Annotated in this window: 15 protein-coding genes and 1 tRNA gene; 15 read left to right on the forward strand and 1 reads right to left on the reverse strand. The window is 46.4% G+C overall.

The annotated features are described in order from the left end of the window. The first annotated feature begins 1 nt into the window (after position 1). Both HPL003_RS15170 and HPL003_RS15175 read left to right on the forward strand, forming a co-directional pair. Positions 2-961 (forward strand): ABC transporter permease, encoded by a 960-nt coding sequence (locus HPL003_RS15170; RefSeq protein ID WP_007429521.1) that lies wholly within the window; start codon positions 2-4, stop codon positions 959-961. A gap of 265 nt (positions 962-1,226) precedes the next feature. Further along, entirely contained in the window at positions 1,227-1,571 is a 345-nt protein-coding gene (locus HPL003_RS15175; RefSeq protein WP_014280562.1) for a hypothetical protein, read from the forward strand. A gap of 34 nt (positions 1,572-1,605) precedes the next feature. On the opposite strand, the gene HPL003_RS15180 is transcribed toward HPL003_RS15175, so the two are convergent. Beyond that, positions 1,606-2,046: a GNAT family N-acetyltransferase gene (locus HPL003_RS15180; protein ID WP_014280563.1), complete on the reverse strand. Its 441-nt coding sequence runs from the start codon at positions 2,044-2,046 to the stop codon at positions 1,606-1,608. A 613-nt stretch (positions 2,047-2,659) separates the two neighbouring features. Here HPL003_RS15180 and ilvB point away from each other — a divergent pair. The 13 genes from ilvB to pheT all read left to right on the forward strand — a co-directional run bounded on the left by ilvB (position 2,660) and on the right by pheT (position 20,380). Then, positions 2,660-4,405: a biosynthetic-type acetolactate synthase large subunit gene (gene ilvB / locus HPL003_RS15185; RefSeq protein WP_014280564.1), complete on the forward strand. Its 1,746-nt coding sequence runs from the start codon at positions 2,660-2,662 to the stop codon at positions 4,403-4,405. Between the two features lies 1 nt (position 4,406). Then, positions 4,407-4,892 (forward strand): acetolactate synthase small subunit, encoded by a 486-nt coding sequence (gene ilvN / locus HPL003_RS15190; RefSeq protein ID WP_014280565.1) that lies wholly within the window; start codon positions 4,407-4,409, stop codon positions 4,890-4,892. 163 nt (positions 4,893-5,055) lie between these two features. Further along, entirely contained in the window at positions 5,056-6,048 is a 993-nt protein-coding gene (ilvC, locus tag HPL003_RS15195; protein ID WP_014280566.1) for a ketol-acid reductoisomerase, read from the forward strand. A gap of 124 nt (positions 6,049-6,172) precedes the next feature. Then, entirely contained in the window at positions 6,173-7,714 is a 1,542-nt protein-coding gene (locus HPL003_RS15200) for a 2-isopropylmalate synthase (protein ID WP_014280567.1), read from the forward strand. Between the two features lie 203 nt (positions 7,715-7,917). Beyond that, entirely contained in the window at positions 7,918-8,994 is a 1,077-nt protein-coding gene (gene leuB / locus HPL003_RS15205) for a 3-isopropylmalate dehydrogenase (protein ID WP_014280568.1), read from the forward strand. 302 nt (positions 8,995-9,296) lie between these two features. After that, the gene (locus HPL003_RS15210) at positions 9,297-9,836 is read left to right on the forward strand and encodes a peroxiredoxin (RefSeq protein ID WP_014280569.1); all 540 of its coding nucleotides are present in this window, start codon (positions 9,297-9,299) and stop codon (positions 9,834-9,836) included. Between the two features lie 265 nt (positions 9,837-10,101). Next, complete coding sequence (locus tag HPL003_RS15215) at positions 10,102-10,518, forward strand: hypothetical protein (RefSeq protein ID WP_014280570.1); 417 nt, start codon at positions 10,102-10,104, stop codon at positions 10,516-10,518. 342 nt (positions 10,519-10,860) lie between these two features. Further along, positions 10,861-11,964, forward strand: a complete 1,104-nt coding sequence (locus tag HPL003_RS15220; protein ID WP_014280571.1) for an ATP-binding protein — start codon at positions 10,861-10,863, stop codon at positions 11,962-11,964. 340 nt (positions 11,965-12,304) lie between these two features. Beyond that, the gene (locus HPL003_RS15225) at positions 12,305-14,446 is read left to right on the forward strand and encodes a putative bifunctional diguanylate cyclase/phosphodiesterase (protein WP_014280572.1); all 2,142 of its coding nucleotides are present in this window, start codon (positions 12,305-12,307) and stop codon (positions 14,444-14,446) included. Positions 14,447-14,553: 107 nt separating this feature from the next. Then, positions 14,554-14,624, forward strand: a tRNA-Gly gene (locus tag HPL003_RS15230). Between the two features lie 350 nt (positions 14,625-14,974). Then, positions 14,975-15,976 carry a polysaccharide lyase family 1 protein gene (locus tag HPL003_RS15235; protein WP_238533519.1) on the forward strand — a complete coding sequence of 334 codons (1,002 nt, stop codon included), beginning with the start codon at positions 14,975-14,977 and terminating at the stop codon, positions 15,974-15,976. Positions 15,977-16,872: 896 nt separating this feature from the next. After that, entirely contained in the window at positions 16,873-17,904 is a 1,032-nt protein-coding gene (pheS, locus tag HPL003_RS15240) for a phenylalanine--tRNA ligase subunit alpha (protein ID WP_014280576.1), read from the forward strand. Positions 17,905-17,932: 28 nt separating this feature from the next. Beyond that, a complete protein-coding gene (pheT, locus tag HPL003_RS15245) occupies positions 17,933-20,380 on the forward strand; it encodes a phenylalanine--tRNA ligase subunit beta (RefSeq protein ID WP_014280577.1) in 2,448 nt (815 codons plus the stop codon). Positions 20,381-20,550: the final 170 nt, after the last annotated feature.

Genomic DNA, 20,550 nt, shown 5'->3' on the forward strand with positions numbered 1-20,550 from the left:
AATGAGTTGGTTAACACTTGGTGAATTAATCCATACAACGCTCGTTTTTGCGACGGCGATTATATTTGCATCTCTCGGTGGAGTTTTTTCAGAAAAATCCGGTGTAACGAACCTCGGGCTGGAAGGTCTTATGGTGTTCGGGGCGTTTGCGGCGGGTGTGGGCGGATTTTATGCGGAACAGGCAGGGCTGGGGGGAACCTCTGCCGCTTGGGTAGGTGTACTGTCGGCAGCGGTATTCGGCATTCTGGTTTCGCTGATTCATGCTGTAGCCTCGATTACGTTTAAAGCTGACCAGGTTATAAGCGGGATTGTTATTAACTTTTTGGCGGCAGGCAGTACGCTATACATGGTTAAGCTTTTATTTGAGGGTGATGGCGATACTGGGCGAATTCAGGGGTTTAGCGAAATATCGATTCCCTATCTAGTTGATATTCCGATTGCAGGTAAAGCTTTTTTCCAAGCCTATCCAACGACCTATTTGGCCATATTATTAGTCATTATTGGATATTTCACTTTGTATAAAACGCCGTTTGGTTTGCGCCTGCGTTCTGTCGGAGAGCATCCGGGTGCTGCAGATACCGTTGGTATCAAGGTGAACCGACTGCGTTATATCGGGGTCATGATCAGCGGCGCATTGGCTGGTATTGGCGGAGCTACGATCACCTTGACGACGACAAATATGTTTTCGCATAATACGGTATCCGGTCAAGGTTATATTGCCATTGCTGCTATGATTTTCGGGAAATGGAACCCGCTCGGCGCTTTTGGCGCAGCTGTGTTCTTTGGCTTTTCTCAGGCCATTCGCAACTATGTGCAGTTGTTTGCATGGTCGCAAAGTATTCCCCAGGAAATTATTTTTATGCTGCCATATCTCCTGACGATTATTGTACTGGTAGCGGCCGTAGGACGTTCGCGTGCTCCGGCTGCTTTGGGTCAGCTCTATGATCCAAGCAAGCGCTAGTAGTATACGGGCAGCTAAGACTGTTTGTCTTGAAATCAGTAAATTGTATTTTTTCCCAAATCCGGTATCTGCATTCGCAGGCACCGGATTTTTTTAGGTTGTGCAGGCATTTAAACATACGCTTCTGGCATAGATGGAATAGACTGTGTTATGCAGATTGGACGAACGCTCGGCCCCTGTCAGCTCCAGTCTGTTTTGTGGTGGCGGTGAGCTATCAAGGAGCCGTTCAATCTGTCCATCCGTTGAGAAAGAAGGAGGAAATATGATGAAACAGGCAGTAACCAGAAAGCAGGTGGAGAAGCTTGTCGGCAAAGTCATTCTGGCTACTCGCAAGGATGGTTCCCAGGTCAGCGGCAAGCTGATTCGCATTTCGGGTAACCGACTGATTCTTCAGCCAAATCATAAGAAAAATGTAAAGACGAAGGCGATAATTCCCCTGGTGCTGTTTGACTTGCTTGCCATCGGCACGGCTCCTTACGCTGCTGGATACGGAGCAGGTTATGGGGGACCAGGATATGGCGGTCCGGGATACGGTGCCCCTCAGTACGGCCCATATACAGATGGGGGATACCCCGGAGAAGGTTATCCGTTTTACCCCAATGTATTCTAGGCTAATGGAATTAAGAGCTGAAGGATCCACTTTTTCACAGTATTTTTTCAAGTTCATGGCATCGACTCAGGGAGACGTATCGTAGCATTTGGTAATGGTTATGCAGATAAAAGCGGATTCCACGGATATTGTCTTCATCTACCATGACTTTTGCCCGCTTGCAGCGTCGTAGTCGCCCGTATTGTTCGGCATGCTTCAGCAGTTTTTTTCCATAGCGCTGGCCTTGATGAGACGAAGAGATTGCGATCAAATCAATGTACAGCAGTTCTCCATGCAGCATGACATGAATGAAGCCGATAGGCTGTGCATTATCGGGTCTGCAAGCGACAAAAGTGATGCCCCGGTTTAAGCGCCGGGGTAATTCTTTACGTATTTGATCTATTTCTTGTGCGCCTAAATGGGACAGGGGGACAAGCTCTTGTTCGATCAGGCGAAGGATCATGCTGTCATCTTGGGCGCTGCGTTTGCGGATCATAAGTGTGCCTCCTTTTCCACCTTTTAACAAGGCAAGACGAGGCTTTGGAGGTGCGCACAGTCTCGCCGTGTGGTCTTTTTTATAATATGCGGGTAGCTCTTGCAAGCGTGCGACTCAGAGGTACCCTGGAGGAAAAACATAAATTTTTATGAAATCTGGGTATTGACTATCCCAGATGGGGGACATATAATGTGTCTAAACATTTGAAAGAATGACATGAACTCAACGGCAATGAAAAGGACGAAGTGATTAGGGCTCTTTTGTTCAGAGAGTGAGGCATTAGCTGCAAGCTTCACCAAAATCCCTTTTTAACGAGCTCACCTTGGAGCTGTTTTCCTGAAAAGTATTTGGGCCCGATGATATTTAGCGGTGCGCTGAATCACCTATTAGGGAAAATCGTACGGTCTACGTTACAGACGCCAGATATGGAGATCCTTTGTGATTTCTGTACCTGCCAAGGTTCGATATTGCGAAGTATCGGGCAAACACGGGTGGTACCACGGAAGCTACAGCCTTTCGTCCCTCAGTAACAGCAAGTCTGTTCTAGGGATGGAAGGTTTTTTTGTTTTTACAAATGTCAGATGTATGTAAATTTTGTAAAGGAGGATGACCAATGAGTGCACAAATTCCTGAAGTTCGGTCAACCGATGAATTACGTGAAAAGTGGATGAAACCTGAAGTGATTACAGGTTCGGAAATTTTACTCCGTAGCCTATTGCTGGAGGGAGTAGATTGTGTCTTCGGATACCCCGGTGGTGCAGTGCTTTACATTTATGATGCCATGTACGGCTTTGAGGATTTCAAGCATGTCCTCACCCGTCACGAGCAGGGAGCCATTCATGCGGCAGATGGTTACGCACGTGCCAGTGGTAAAGTCGGCGTCTGTATCGCGACTTCCGGACCTGGAGCAACCAACTTGGTAACCGGCATTGCAACGGCTTTTATGGATTCGGTGCCGTTGGTGGTCATCACAGGCAACGTTATATCCTCCCTGATCGGCACGGACGCTTTCCAGGAAGCTGACATCACGGGAATCACGATGCCGATTACGAAGCACAGCTATCTGGTAAGAGATGTAGAGGATCTGCCGCGGATCATTCATGAGGCGTTCCATATTGCCAACACGGGACGCAAGGGTCCGGTACTGATTGATATTCCGAAGGATATATCGGCAGCCCAAACGCTGTTTGTTCCGCAAATGGGACCTGTGACCATGCGAGGTTATAACCCGAAGGTATTGCCCAACAAAATTCAGCTAGACAAGCTGACTCAGGCTATTGCTGAAGCGAAACGCCCATTTATTCTGGCAGGTGGCGGGGTTGTTTACTCCGGTGGACATGAGGCACTTTATGAGTTTGTTCGCAAAACGGAAATTCCGATTACGACAACATTGCTGGGATTGGGCGGTTTTCCAAGTGGTCATGAACTGTGGACGGGAATGCCGGGGATGCACGGAACGTACACCTCCAATCAGGCGATTCAACAGTCGGATTTGCTAATCTGTATCGGTGCCCGCTTTGATGACCGGGTGACAGGCAAGCTGGATGGCTTTGCTCCTCACGCCAAAATCGTTCATATTGATATCGATCCTGCTGAAATCGGCAAAAACGTACCGACAGACATTCCGATTGTAGGCGATGTGAAGGCGGTACTGGAATTGCTGAATCAGGATGTGAAACGCGCGAATCAAGCGGATGCGTGGAGAGCACAAATTCAACAATGGAAGAATGAAAAGCCTTATTCTTATAAGGATTCGGATACAGTGCTTAAGCCACAATGGGTTGTCGAGCTGCTGGATGAAACGACCAAAGGCGGCGCAATCGTAACGACGGACGTGGGTCAGCATCAAATGTGGGCGGCGCAGTATTATAAATTCAATCAGCCGCGTTCATGGGTGACATCCGGTGGGCTGGGTACGATGGGATTTGGTTTCCCTTCCGCGATTGGCGCTCAGATGGCGAATCCCGACAGACTGGTTATCTCGATTAACGGAGACGGCGGCATGCAGATGTGTTCGCAGGAGCTGGCCATTTGTGCAATCAATAACATCCCGGTCAAAATCGTGATCATCAACAATCAGGTGCTGGGAATGGTGCGTCAATGGCAGGAATTGATCTATGACAATCGCTATAGCCATATTGATCTGGCAGGAAGCCCGGATTTTGTGAAACTGGCTGAGGCATACGGCGTAAAAGGACTGCGTGCTACGAATAAGGAAGAGGCACGTCGGGCTTGGCAGGAGGCGCTTGATACACCCGGACCGGTCGTTGTCGAGTTTGTGGTCAGCAAGGAAGAGAATGTATATCCGATGGTGACGCAAGGTTCGACGATTGATCAAATGCTGATGGGGGACGAGTAAAATGACGATTAAAAATACCATTGCTGTACTGGTAAATGATCATCCCGGCGTTTTGCAGCGTGTGTCTGGCCTGTTCGGTCGCCGTGGTTTTAATATCGAGAGCATTACTGTGGGCCAATCGGAGGAAGTCGGATTATCCCGTATGGTCATTGTGACTATAGGTGACGAGAATAATCTGGAGCAGATTGAAAAGCAGCTTTACAAGCTGGTTGATGTAATCAAGGTTATTGATCTTAGCTCCAAGCCGATGGTTTCACGGGAGTTGGCGATGATTAAGGTGAAAGCAGAACCACCTCAACGGCCAGAAATTATGGGTGTCGTGGAAACGTTTAGAGCAGCAGTAGTTGATGTTGGAACGACGAGCTTGATTGTTCAGGTCATTGGCGATACCGAGAAAATTGATGCCATGATCGAGTTGTTGAAGCCTTACGGTATTCGTGAGCTGACCCGAACCGGGGTTACGGCCATGATACGTGGCAATGCTTAATACGGAGCTTTAACGAATTACCGCTTATAGCGCATTACATCAATAAAGAACCGCCCGCATAAGAGCGGGGGCTCGAAGAGATTTTCAAGTTTTGGTAACGAGGCAGAGTCTCTTGGAGTACCCGCTCATTATGAAGGGTCCAATTAAAAGGAGGAAATTAACCATGGCAGTTACAACGTACTACGAAAAAGATGCAGAGCTCAGCGTATTGAAAGGAAAAACAGTTGCCGTTATCGGTTACGGTAGCCAAGGACATGCTCAAGCACAAAACTTGCGTGACAGTGGTCTGAATGTTGTTATCGGTTTGCGTGAAGGCAAATCGGCAGATGTTGCAAGAAACGACGGTTTTGAAGTTCTGAACGTGGCTGATGCAACAAGCCGTGCAGATGTGGTTCAAATTTTGTTGCCGGATGAAACACAAGCTTCTGTGTACAAAAATGAAATTGAACCTAACCTGAAAAAAGGTGCAGCTCTTTTATTCTCCCATGGTTTCAACGTTCATTTCGGACAAATCGTTGCTCCTAAAGATAGCGATGTACTGTTGGTTGCTCCAAAATCCCCAGGTCATATGGTACGTCGTACCTATGTAGAAGGTTTTGGCGTACCGGGTCTGATCGCAATCGAGCAGGATGCAACGGGTCAAGCGAAAGAAATCGGTCTTGCTTATGCCAAGGGTATCGGCTGTACACGTGCAGGCGTGATCGAAACCTCCTTCCGTGAAGAAACGGAAACGGATCTGTTCGGTGAGCAAGCGGTATTGTGTGGCGGCGTGAGCGCACTCGTAAAAGCGGGTTTTGAAACGCTGACTGAAGCAGGATATGCTCCTGAAATGGCTTACTTCGAATGCTTGCATGAGCTTAAGCTGATCGTTGACCTGATGTATGAAGGCGGATTGGCAACAATGCGCGATTCCATCAGTAACACAGCGGAATATGGCGACTATGTGACTGGACCACGTATCGTAACAGAAGATACGAAGAAAGCAATGAAAGACGTATTGACTGACATTCAACAAGGTAAATTTGCTCGTGACTTTATCCTTGAAAATCAATCCGGACGTGCATTCCTGACGGCTACTCGTCGTAATGAAGCTAACCATCCGATTGAAGTGGTGGGCGGACAATTGCGCGAAATGATGCACTGGATCAAAAAATAAGATCTTTTTGTACAACGAGTTCGAAAACATGATTCATTCATAATGTAATTTTACAATGCGGCCCTGCTTATTGCGTGAGCCGCATTGTAATTTAATGCTTCTATCCTGAGGGAGGTGCGTTGCGTTGCGCAAAATATATATATTTGACACAACGTTGAGAGACGGAGAACAGTCACCTGGTGTGAACTTGAATACCCGTGAGAAAGTAGAGATCGCCCATCAGTTGGAAAAACTGGGTATTGACCGTATGGAAGCTGGATTCCCGGCTGCTTCTCCGGGTGACTTGGCCGCTGTTAATGCGGTTGCCAAGGCAGTCAAAAATTCAACGGTTATTGGTCTTTCACGTGCAAGGGAACAGGATATTGATGCGGTCCGCGAGGCACTTAAGGGAGCCCAAGACCCATGTATCCATATCTTTTTGGCTACTTCTCCAATTCACCGTCAGTATAAGCTGCGGATGGAGAAGGCACAGGTATTGGAGACTGCCCGTTCAGCTATTCGTTACGGGTTAAAGTATTTACCTAAGGTAGAGTTTTCCCTGGAGGATGCAGGTCGTACAGAACTTGACTTTGTGGTGGAAATGGTCACGATGGCTGTACAGGAAGGTGTGTCTGTCGTCAATATTCCGGATACCGTGGGTTACTTGACACCATATGAATACGGCAACATTTTCAAGCATGTTAAGGAAAATGTGGTTGATGTGGAAAAGGTTCAATTGAGCGCACATTGCCACAACGATCTAGGAATGGCTACGGCTAATACACTGGCTGCGATCCTGAACGGGGCGGATCAGATTGAGGGCACCATTAACGGTATCGGTGAACGCGCCGGAAATACCGCTATTGAGGAAATCGCAATGGCGCTGGAGACGAGACAGGAATTTTTCCAGGCCAAAACGTCTCTACAACTGTCCGAGATCGCACGTACGAGCCGTATGGTCAGCCGCCTGACGGGCATGGTCGTGCCGGGCAACAAGGCGATTGTTGGAGCAAATGCTTTTGCGCATGAATCGGGTATTCACCAGGATGGCATGTTGAAGGAAAAAACGACCTACGAAATCATGACGCCAGAAAGTATTGGTCTGAAGGAGAGCAAGCTGGTACTGGGCAAGCATTCCGGTCGCCATGCTTTCCGCGAACGTTTGATCGAGCTGGGCTACGAATTGAGCGAAGAGGAGCTGAACCGCTCATTCGGACAATTCAAGGATTTGGCTGATCGGAAGAAAGAAGTATCGGATGATGATATCCTGGCGCTACTGGAAGAAAAACTGGCTGATTCACCAGAAGTCTTCAAGCTGGAAACGATTTTCGTAACCTATGGCAACGAGGCTACCCCTTCCGCCAAGGTACGTCTGGTTACCGACGAAGGTCAGGTTATTGAGACGGAAGCTGAAGGGAACGGTTCGGTCGATGCGATTTACAATGCGATTGACCAAGCCAGCAGCGAGGTAGTCGTTCTTTCGGATTACTCGATCAAGTCTGTTACCCAAGGGAAGGATGCTCTTGGTGAAGTGCATGTCGTGTTGACCCAAAACGAGCTGTCTGTACAGGGACGTGGGGTAAGCACTGACATTCTGGAAGCAAGTGCCCGCGCTTATGTGGATGCTTTGAATGGCTTGATTGACAAGCGTAAAAACTACAGCAATCGTGTAGATTACAAGTCCTAATGGTTGCGAATCAAGCCATTTGGAATTTACAGGATCGGGTATTTCCGGTCCTGTTTTATTTTGTCTTACTACAGATTTTCAGCTTATAGGCTAAGCCTATTAATTGATAGATTCTATATCTTGGTCAAAGCCCTGCCATGTATGTTACAAAGAAGATATAAATAATACGCCCGTAAGGCTGTAAAATAAGAGGAGTGTACGTGATGGCAGACGTGAAAAAGATTGCGGTAATAGCTGGGGACGGAATCGGACCGGAAGTGGTCGCTGAGGCAGAGAAAATTTTGAAGCGTACGGAGGAAGTGTTTGGTCACTCATTTGAAACGGAGCATGCACTGTTCGGTGGAATAGCAATTGATGAGAAGGGTACACCCTTGCCGCAAGAAACGCTGGCTGTCTGCCAATCTGCAGATGCCGTACTGTTGGGAGCCGTAGGTGGTCCCAAGTGGGATAACAATCCGAAGGAGCTTCGCCCTGAAACAGGACTGCTGGGTATACGTAAAGAGCTGGGCCTGTTCTCGAATCTTCGTCCGGCTGTCGTCTTCGATTGTCTCAAGGACGCATCGACACTGAAACCTGAAGTGCTGGAAGGAACGGATCTGATCGTTGTGCGCGAGCTGACGGGCGGCATTTACTTCGGTGAGAAGTTCAGACGTGAAAGTTCTCAGGGTGAGGAAGCTGTCGACACATGCGCATATAATGTAATGGAAGTGGAGCGCATTGTTCGCCAATCTTTCGAGATTGCACAAAAGCGTCGCAAAAAGCTCGCATCGGTGGACAAGGCCAACGTGCTGGAAACTTCCCGTTTGTGGCGTGAAGTGGTGAACCGGGTCGCAGTAGACTATCCGGATGTTGAGCTGGAACATGTGCTGGTTGATAACTGCGCAATGCAATTGCTGCGTCGGCCGTCCAGCTTTGACGTTATCGTGACGGAAAATATGTTCGGCGATATCCTTAGTGACGAAGCGGCTATGCTGACTGGGTCTATCGGTATGCTGTCTTCCGCTTCTCTCGGGGAAGGCAGCTTCGGTCTGTACGAGCCGGTCCACGGCTCGGCACCGGATATTGCGGGTCAAGGACTGGCCAACCCGATTGCAACAATCCTGTCTGTTGCTTTAATGTTCCGTATGACCTTCGGATATGAGAAAGCTGCTGATGCCATTGAGAAGGCGGTAGCTGAGGTACTGGATGCCGGACATCGCACAGCCGATATCGCGGTGGATAAATCCCAGGCCATCTCGACAACCCAAATGGGTGATCTGATTGCAGCGGCTATTCGATAAAAGTTTAGAGGCTTCCTTGAAACAAGGGAGCTGATTATACAGCAAGTGACATGATACAGCAGCTCCTGAGCAATCAGGAGCTGCTGTTATATCCGGAAGTGTACAACCTGGTGAATGTGTATAAATTGTGAATTTTCAAAATCTAGTTTAAAATAATTCTAAAAAAGTAATGGTTACAATATTGACTTTGATTTCTGCGAATGATAACATTTATCAAGTAAGTTGTTTTAATACAATACAGATGATTGAGGAAAACACATTTGATGTTTTTCTTACATATTTTAAAAGGAGGATTTCATATTATGGCAGAAAGATTGGTAGGAAGACCCGCACCTGATTTTGCATTGGAAACAGTGACTGGGGACGGTCAAGAATTTGGTTCGGTGAAGCTTTCCGATTACCGTGGCAAATGGCTCGTATTCTTCTTCTATCCACTGGATTTCACTTTTGTGTGTCCAACAGAAATCACAGCATTGAGCGATGCTGCTGACCAATTTAAAGAGCTGGATACTGAAATTCTGGGTATCAGTGTAGACTCCGTACACAGCCACAAAGCATGGATCAACACAGCTAAAGAAAACAACGGATTGGGCAAATTGAACTTCCCGTTGGCTTCTGATATCACGAAAAAAACAGCAAGCGATTATGGCGTTCTGATCGAAGAAGAAGGAGTTGCATTGCGCGGCTTGTTCATCATTGATCCTGAAGGCGAATTGAAATATCAAGTGGTTAACCACAACGACGTAGGTCGTAGTGTAGAAGAAACATTGCGTGTGCTGCAAGCTTTGCAATCTGGCGGCTTGTGTGCAATGAACTGGAAACCAGGCGACAAAAACCTGTAATCAAACTTCAGAAGAAGTTGAACATTAAACTTGCAAGCCCCCAACAAGCGGTTTTTTTACCGACATTGGGGGCTTGCTTGCCTATGTTATGCAGGGAAAGATTTTATAATTATGTGTGTTTGAAGTGAACAGTACAGGGTGAAATAAGAAATAATTGTGGAAATGTTACTGTGTTTTAGAGGAATTTCAACTGGTGAAAGCGAATAAGGTAACATAGAGGATAAACAAGGCGGAACAGGTTTTGTTCAGAGGAGGCTGAGCCCGGATGAGTTATTGCTGTGGAGCAAGCATGGTAGGAACCAAGGGAACGCTGAAGCATTACCGCACCCAAGTTCATAATGTTCCTTTGCTGTTTTGCCCGGTATGTCGTCGCATTGAGGTCCATTATAAAGTCGAGAATGAGTATGAAATTCTGGCGGAGTATGCACATGGAGACGGGGCAAGCGAGATTGATTTTCAGGACTACGTCATGGAAGATGATGATACGATATTTGAGAATTGTGTGAATCGAGAGAGTGAAGATGCGTTTGAAATTGTGAAGCGCCAAATTGACATGTCTCTGGATTTATTGATGGTAGCAAAACAGATGAACGATGAAAAATGGCAGGGAGAGCTCAAGAGAAGACTGGCTATTATGAGCCAGAGACGCTCTCGGCTTCAGCATAATAAGAGCGGCAGTTGACATCCAACACACCAAAGAAGCTCTCACACCTAGAGAGCTTTTTTGGTGTGTAGGGCGCTTATTCCTAACTTATTATTTCGTTTTTGGTAATGTTGCGTGGATATTATGACGAAAGAAAACAGGATAAAAATGTGAATTCGACACTTTTTCTGATTGACTGGAATCCTAAGTCTTGTCTATCATAAAATTAGACTCTCAATTGGAAAGAGATGACCGGGATTTTGTGAATCTGTTTTCTAACCGTTGAAGGGTAGTCGATAGATGATGTCTTTCTCTTCTTCAAAAAATGTTAAGCGTCCGATACGGCCAGTTTATCATTCCGAAACAAGGGGGAAGCCTGGCATGATCAGTGAATTCCAAGAAGCCTTGCTTGATACCGTGGGAGCTTGCCCTTCCACACAGATCGCCAATAACAAGTATGAAAATGTGCTGGAGAACCTGGATAGTGGTATCATGCTGTTTGACAGTGACGGGGTACTGACCTTTATTAACGTGCAAATGGCCAAACTGCTGGAACTGCCGCGTAGTTCGCTGGCAGGTCGCAACTTGATGCAAATTTTGCATCATCCCGAGTTAAGCCGATTTAAGAAGAAGAAAATTATGCGGATATATAAAGAGACCATCTTTCATAGAAAGCGCTATCATGAGTTGATTGATGAATATAGTCGGCATTGGTTGATTACGGTGACCTACGGGGATCAAATGGATGGCGATTTTTTGTTCAGTGTTAAGGATGTGTCGGATTATAAGCAAATTGAGCAGACTGCGTATCAAAATGACAAGCTCGCGATGTTAGGACGCATTTCCGCCTCGATTGCTCATGAAATCCGTAACCCGCTTACCGCCATTCGGGGCTTTATTCAATTACTGCGGCCGCATCTGGTCGAGCTGGGAAGAGATGAGTATGCTCGTATAATATTGACAGAGATAGATCGCGCGAACGACATTATTTATGAGTTTCTGAATTCGTCCAAGCCTTCAGCTCCGCAAAAAACGGCTGTACCTGTGATGGGTCTGCTGAAAGAGGTTGTGATGCTGACCGAAAGCGAGGCGCTGATGAAGGGATGTCAAATCGCACTGGATGAAAATAGTACGCTCATGAAGGTTTCGATTGATGTAAAGCAGATTAAGCAGGTCATTCTCAATATGATCAAAAATGCTATGGACGCCATCGAAGGTATCGGAGAGGACCGTGAGGGATGCATTGATATCCATACAGTGCTGGAAGGTTCGTATGTCCATATTTGCATTGAAGATAACGGTTTGGGAATGGATCACAATACATTATCACGTTTATTTGATCCATTTTTTACAACAAAAGAAAGCGGTACCGGCTTGGGACTGGCAGTGAGCTATCGGATCATCAAAAATCACGGAGGCTTTATTCATGTAGACAGTACACATGGAAAGGGGACACAGTTTAAAATCACGCTTCCTGTAGTGTAGTGTTTTGGACCTTTCACAAAGGGGGGCGATGTGTACTGATTCTTTTGTGTTCTACAGCACTGGGGTATAGGTACCACTCATTTGAAAAAGACCGGATAGAGCGCGTGATCTGAAAAGATGATGCGCTTTTTTGGTGCTGTAAGCTTATTTATTTGCGTAAATATGAAAATGAAATAATGAATATAAGACTAAAAAATGATTCACCTTTCACGGATTAAATGTTATTATGTACCAGAATCCATATTATTTTTGATACTATAGACTTAAAAAACGGCTTCCAAAGCTGTCAAACGTCTTAGATGATCGGGATTTCCGATATGCAGGGGGCTGAAGAGGCTGAATGAGTACACGACTGGAAGTAAAGAAAACGATAGGCATCGGCATTGCTGCGCTAGTACTGTTTGTCTTGGTTCAGTTATTTCATGTAACTTTGAATAAGCTATACTCCCATAATGTTTTTTTCTTGCTATACCCCATTGCAGGGTTTGCCTGTGCGGCGATCTGTTTCTCTATTTTTTATCAATCCTGGTCGGTTTTACTGGAGCAGCTATCCTGGCAGAGACTTCTCATCGCGCCCACATTTCTGGTGGCTGGTCTTCTTTACCTTATTCATATCGTCTCGTTTAGTTTTGTTAGCCTGACGGATTTTGTTTTGTCTCCGGGTATTTCGCTGTGGCTTCTTTATGTGAACCGTGTCTTTACCTCTATTATGCTTATAGTCATTTGCTCCTTCCCCTTTAGAAAAGCCAAATCAGGATTCAAGAAAACCGCTTTATGGACAGGTATAAGTTTTACTTTGCTGATCCTGGGGACCATTCAGATATTTGATGCGCACTTACCGGATCTGGGTATAAGACATGAGATGGACAACCTGGGGTGGATGTTGAACTGGGTTATCCTGTTTCTGCTTGTATCCAATTTTATTTTGGGTGCACGAAAATATTTGCGATATCTTCCCTCGGAATTTGGTAGTGTGCTTATGCTTCGCGGGATTGGGCTGTGTATCGTGAGCCAGTTGTTTTATTTGTCCTCCCGGCAAATGAGTGATATAAATCAGCTTATGGGACTTTTGATGAATGCTATTGCGTTTTATGATCTGCTGAACGGCTTGGTTCGGCTCATGGTCCTGGTTCCATACCAGGAAAAGAAGGCGGCAGAATCTGAATTTAATTACATAGCCTATTATGACGATATTACAGGGCTGCCGAATCGTCGGCGTCTTTCACAACGTCTGGAGCAGTCTCTGCGCAATTCATTGAAGCCCGATGAGACAGTAACTCTTTTGATACTGAATATTGACCGATTCAAAACCATTAACGATTCACTGGGGCATATGGCAGGAAATTATTTGCTATATGCGGTAGGCGATCGATTAAAGCATTTTTGCCGTGAAGGCGAGGGTGTTTTCAGCATGGGCGGAGATGAGTTTGCGGTTCTTCTCACAGGCTATCAGGATATAGATGCCATGAAAAATCGTATTGATGATATGGTAAAGCTGTTTGAGCAACCATTTGATATTAATGGAGAATATTATCATGTGATGGTGAGTATGGGGATAGCTTTGTATCCTCTGGATGCCACTCAGGGTGCGCAGCTCATTCAGCATGCGGATACCGCTGTTCATAATGCCAAGGAGCAGGGAGTGAATTTTCAGCGGTATACCAGTGTTATGCAGATGCGGGCGCAGGAAAGGCTCCAATTGGAAAATGATTTGCGGCGTGCGCTTGAAAATGAGGAATTTTCACTGGTGTATCAACCGCGTGTTCATTTACAAAGCGGTGAACTGACGAGCTTGGAGGCACTGGTGCGTTGGAATCATCCTCATCGCGGAATGGTGATGCCGGGAGATTTTATTCCGGTGGCCGAAGAAAGCGGTCTGATCGTGCCTTTGGGGGAATGGGTGCTGCGGGAAGCTTGCCTGCAAAACAAGAGTTGGCAGAAGGCAGGGTACCAGCCGATCCCGATATCAGTGAATTTATCCATGCGCCAATTTCAGCAGAAAAAGCTCGTGGATGTGATACGGGGCATTTTGACCTACACAGAACTGGAGCCGTGCTACCTGGAGCTGGAGATTACAGAGAGTATGACTTTTGATAAGGATCGGGCCTTTGAGCAACTGAAAAACATAAAGGCCATTGGCGTTGCAATCAGTATCGACGATTTTGGAACGGGCTATAGTTCATTGCATTATTTGAAAAATCTCCCGATTGACCGACTTAAAATTGACCGTTCCTTTGTCAATGAGGTGCTGGTGGACAGCAAAAATGCGGCTATTGTGTCGACCATTGCCTCCATGGCCCACCATTTGAAGCTGAAGGTTACGGCTGAAGGAGTGGAAAATGAGGGCCAGCTCCAATTTTTACAGGCTCAGGATTGCCATGAGGGGCAAGGCTATTATTTCAGTCGGCCTATCCCAGCGGAATCCTTTGAAAACCTGTTTTTACGCAAGCCTATGAATTGGCTGGTTCAGGATGGTATGTAGTTTGCTTGCAATTTACAGGCAGGTAAGCTATACTAAGTAGCATCCTGATTCTGCTGGTTGACAACAGTTCGATTATGTCATTCATAAGAATTAAGATATTTTAAAGTGCGGGTGTAGTTCAATGGTAGAACTTTAGCCTTCCAAGCTAATAGCGTGGGTTCGATTCCCATCACCCGCTTTGCTTTGAAAAACCTCTGAAACCCTTGTCGTGCAAGGGTTTTTGTTTTACTCATAGTTCGACGTACGTCAGACTCCTTTTTAAAAATAGGTCAGTTGGATTACATATATATTAGCCGGGATGCCAATCGGGTGTCCCGGCTTTATTTGCGTTCTTACGAACTACTTTTACACTATTATACAAAATTAAAACCAATTGTTTCGCTTTCATGCTATAAATAAACAGATAAAAAGAACTATTTACCATTTACTAAAGAAAAAGTATAGTTTGGTTATTGGAATTTAATATAAATAAAGGATGGTGTTATTGTAATGAGGAAAATTTATTTATTATTTCTAGCATTGACCTTTATGATATTCTCTTTTCCAGCAACCTCTACGTTCGCTGCGGCTGATTTTCCGAATACGTCGACGAATGGACTTACAGGTTTTGCCGGACAGGCGAAAAATGAAAATGGAGCTTCCAAGTCTAGCACAACCGGGGGCAAAAACGGTCAGGTTATCTATATCAACAATCTTAACGATTTGAAAAACCAGTTAGGGGATTCAACTCCCAAAATCCTGGTGATTGAAAAAAATATTTCTGCCTCCTCTAAAACCGTCGTCAATATTGGTTCCAACAAATCGCTTATCGGTTCATACGCGCAAAACAAACTGGTTAATATTCATTTGAAAACAACGGCTAACTCCGGTAATGTGATCTTTCAAAACTTGACTTTTGAACATAGCGCCAACATTAACGGTAATGATGATATTCAGCTTTATCTTACTGCGGGCACGAACTATTGGATTGATCATGTCACTTTTGCAGGTCACAATTATGATTCCAATGGTTCAGATCTGGACAAGCTTTTGTATGTTGGACAATCGGCTGATTATGTAACCATCAGTAATTCCAAATTTGCTAATCATAAGTACGGCCTCATTTTGGGATATCCTGATGATAACAATAAAAGCTACGACGGCTTGCCTCATATCACTATCGCCAATAATTATTTTGAAAATTTGCAAGTTCGCGGGCCCGGACTTATGAGATATGGATATTTCCATGTTAAAAATAATTACATCAATAATTTTCAGTTGGCCTACACGATAGCTACGAATGCAAGAATCTATTCGGAGTACAACTACTTTGGAAAAGGTAGCGAAAAGGGCGGCATTCTGGACGATAAAGCAAATGGAGAATTTAAAGACGTGGGCAGCTTTCCAGCCATCACCAACCAAAAGTCGCGGGTGACCAATTGGAATCCGAGCAGGAACTACAGTTATCAAGTCCAAACTCCTGAATATACCAAGGAATTTGTAACTAAATATGCAGGTTCGTCCAATACAACTCTTGTATTCGGAAAATAATTTTGATGTACAATGGATTTGCCAATACGATCTGATCGGCTATACTGGCTGCAAGCAAGTAATTCGTGAAAAGGAAGTTAACGATACGTTCGATGAAGTAAGCACACTGATTTTCCCTTAAAATGCACAGTTACTGACAGGCGGCTATATGCTGCAACGGGAGGGGTGTGTCTGAAACGATTCATAGCAGTCATTCTATATTCCTTGTATGCAAGCCGCAGCCTTCTGCGGCTTTTTTTTATTGCTTCTGACAGTGAGAAACGGACGTGGAAAGGATGATTATTGTATGAAAACCATTTTGCGTATTCATAATGTCATAAAGGATTGGAACGATTACAGTTGCGTCTTACGGAGCTGATGGGTACGGACGATGAAAATGAGGAACTGCTGTCAGAAATCAGGCATATTCGTGCCAAACTGGCTCAGTGGGATTAAACTGCTACGTCAGAATGGCTGAAACGTATGCCCGGCTTGCCAAAGCGCGAGGGTTTGCATATAATAATGAACAATAGTTCGAAATTTGAAAATGTCTTGATGGAGAAGAGTAGGCAGTGTCCGATTGAACAGGGAGGAAGCGCCGTAGGATTGAGAGCGTTTCTGCAAAACAGGGCTGTTGAAGTTCGCTCCGGAGCAGTTCCTTGAACCTCGTATACCATCTGTAGATGGCAAACGGGCAAGTAGGGGATACCGGTTCACGACCGTTACAACGTGCAGAGCGAGATCATGATTGCATAGCATGGATAAACACCTGTGTTGCCGAAAGGCAAAGCGCAGGGTGAGCTGAGCAGGATTGTCTAACGAGGGTGGTACCACGGTCTTTTCGTCCCTTACCGGGAGAAAGGACCTTTTTTTGTTGTCTGAAAAGCTGGATATGAAGAAAGGGGACTGAACAGGCGATGAGCGAAACCATCCAAATGAAGGAACATTTGCTGGCCTTGAAGGAAGAAGCATTGGAAGTATTGGAGAAGGTGGCAAGCCCCAAAGAGCTGGCCGATCTGCGGGTTAAATATTCGGGTAAAAAGGGTGCATTGACTGAAATTTTGCGTGGTATGGGCAAGTTGAGCGCGGAAGAACGTCCAGTTGTCGGACAGGTAGCGAATGAAGTTCGCGAGGCGATTGAAGAAGTCGTCAATCGTAAACAGGACGAGTTCACCAAAGCAGAAACGAATGAGCGTCTGCAAGCAGAAAAGATCGACGTTACACTGCCTGGGCGCACATTGCCGCAAGGTGGGCTGCACCCGCTTAATAAAGTAATTGAGCAGATCGAGGATATTTTTACAGGTATGGGCTACCGGGTTGCGGAAGGTCCACAGGCTGAGACGGATTATTATAACTTTGAAGCGTTGAACCTGCCTAAAAATCACCCGGCCCGGGATATGCAGGATTCGTTTTATCTGACCGAGGATCTGTTGATGCGTACCCATACGTCACCCGTTCAAATTCGTGCAATGGAGGCGATGAAGGGCGAAACGCCTATTAAGGTCATTTGTCCGGGTACGGTTTTTCGACGTGATGATGACGATGCTACGCATTCTTTCCAATTCCACCAAATTGAAGGGCTTGTGATTGGAAAAGACATTCGCATGAGTGATCTGAAAGGAACTTTGCTGCAATTCGCACGCGAAATGTTCGGGGAATCGACCGAAATTCGTCTGCGCCCAAGCTTCTTTCCGTTCACAGAGCCGAGTGCTGAGGTGGACGTGACTTTTGTGAAGAAAAATGGCGAGCGCGTATGGATCGAAATTTTGGGTTGTGGCATGGTGCATCCGAAAGTGCTGGAAATGGGCGGTTTTGATCCCGAGGTATATAGCGGCTTTGCATTCGGTATGGGTGTAGAACGGATTGCCATTTTGAAATACGGAATTGACGATATTCGTCATTTTTATAACAGCGACCTGTCATTCTTAAAGCAGTTTGCGCGTCAATAAACAACTATATCAAGGGAAGTGAACCCATATGAAAGTATCATTCGATTGGCTATCCGAGTATGTATCGCTGGATCAGGTGAGTGCGGAGGATCTGGCAGAGAAAATCACCCGTTCGGGCATTGAAATTGATGAGGTCGAACATCGTAACAAAGGGATTACTGGCGTCGTGGTCGGTTATGTCAAAAGCAAGGAAAAACACCCTGATGCGGATAAACTAAATGTGTGTATCGTCGATGCGGGCCAAGAGGAAGATCTGCAAATCGTGTGTGGCGCCAAAAATGTGGATGCAGGGCAAAAGGTTCCTGTTGCCGTTGTGGGCGCGAAGCTGCCGGGAGATTTTCAGATTAAAAAGGCCAAGCTGCGCGGTGTCGTATCCATGGGCATGATCTGCTCGGCGAAGGAACTGGGTATGAATGACAAGCTTCTTCCGAAAGAGTTGCAGGAAGGGATTCTGGTGCTGCCGGAGGATGCTGAAATTGGTACGCCGATTACGAAGCTGCTGGGGCTGGATGATTATGTACTGGATTTTGATCTGACGCCAAACCGCTCGGACTGCTTGAGCATGCACGGAGCAGCCTATGAAGTAAGCGCCATTCTGGGACGTGATATTTCGCTGGCTGACCCGGCTAAGGATCTGGTGGAAGTCAGTGATGCAGCGGCAGATCATCTGTCGGTAAAGGTGGATACACCTGAACTATGTACGCACTATGCGGCTCGTTATATCACGGGTGTAAAAGTGGGGGCTTCTCCGCTGTGGATTCAAAACCGCCTGATGGCGGCGGGTGTTCGTCCGATCAACAACATCGTGGATATTACAAACTATGTCATGTTGGAATACGGTCAGCCGTTGCATGCTTTTGATGCGGATAAGCTGGAAAATGGCAACATTGAAGTACGTCTCGCTCGTGCAGGCGAAACATTGGTTACGCTGGACGATCAGGAGCGTAAGCTGGAGCCGCATATGCTGTTGATTACAGACGGTGTGAAGCCGATTGCGCTGGCAGGGGTGATGGGCGGATCGAATTCCGAAGTTACGGATGCGACGGTCAGCATTGCACTGGAATCCGCGAAGTTTGATGGCGGCACGGTTCGCAAAACGTCCCGTCAGCTTGGACTTCGTTCCGAAGCAAGCCTGCGTTTTGAAAAAGAGGTTGATCCGGGTGCTGTTGTACCTGCGGTGAACCGTGCGGCTGCGCTGATTCAGCGTTATGCAGGAGGCACTGTGCATCAAGGAATCGTGGAATCTGCTTCTGAGAAGGCCGAAAGTCGGATTATCAAGCTGTCGCTGGATAAAGTGAACCGGTATTTGGGAACAGAGTTGTCGCTGCTTGAGGTGAAAACGATTTTCGGCAAACTTCATTTCGGATGCGGTGACGTGGAGCAAGGTGTGTTGGAAGTGGAAGTGCCTACACGCCGCGGGGATATTACCATCGATGTGGATTTGATTGAAGAGGTGGCCCGTCTGTATGGTTATGATAATATTCCTACGACGCCGATTGAAGGACCGACGACGCCGGGTGCTTTGACGGCATCGCAATCACTGCGCCGTTCGCTGCGTAAATTACTGGCCCATGGCGGCTGGCAAGAGACGATTAGTTACTCGTTTGTGCATCCGGAAAGTGCAGGTTTGTTTAATGCACTGACAGAGGGAAGCCATCCTGTACGTTTGGCGATGCCTATGAGCGAAGACCGCAGTGTGCTGCGTACAAGCATCATTCCACAAATGCTGGATACAGCAGTGTACAACATGAACCGGAAGCAGGAAAATCTGGCGATTTTCGAAATAGGAACTGTATTTTATACCGCGGAACAAACGTTGACCCGCCAGCCGCAGGAAGTTCAAGTGCTCAGTCTGCTGCTGACTGGAGTACGCCGTGAAAAACAATGGAATATCGGTGCTGAGAAGGTCGATTTCTTTGATATTAAAGGTGCATTGGAAACCGTATTCGGCTATTTCGGATTGGGTGCAAACATCCGTTATGTGGCTGACCAGCCGCAAAGCTATCATCCGGGACGTTCTGCCTCGGTATGGCTGGATGTGAATGGCACCTCCCAACGAATCGGCACCATCGGACAGATTCATCCAGAGCTGCAACAGTCTTATGGGCTGAATGATACGTATGTAGCGGAAATTGCGTTGCAACAGGTGATCGAACACGCCAACAGTCACATTCAATTTAGAGAGCTGGCTCGCTTCCCATCCGTGGAACGTGACATTGCCCTCGTGGTGGATAAGGACGTAGAAGCAGGCGAACTGCTGCGTGTGATTCATGCGGCGGGCGGAGAGCTATTGCAGGATGCACGAGTGTTTGATGTATTTACAGGCAGCAAGCTTGGCGAAGACAAGAAGAGCGTAGCTATCTCCCTGACCTACCGTCACTGGGAGCATACGTTGACGGATGAAGAGATTAATGCGGCACATATTCCTGTCGTTACGTCTCTGGAACAAACTTTTGGAGCGGAATTGAGAAAGTAGCAGGAAATGCGGGGAGCCGTATCGAATCTTAGTGACAGAGGTTCGATACGGCTTTTTGGCCTATCATCATTGAAGCTCTCTACTCTGATATTCACCCGCTGCGGGGAAACCGGACTAATGGGGTTGAACGCTTCACGAAGGGCGGGTTACCATAGTACCGGACACAACTT

Source organism: Paenibacillus terrae HPL-003 (assembly GCF_000235585.1).
Classification (GTDB): domain Bacteria; phylum Bacillota; class Bacilli; order Paenibacillales; family Paenibacillaceae; genus Paenibacillus; species Paenibacillus terrae_B.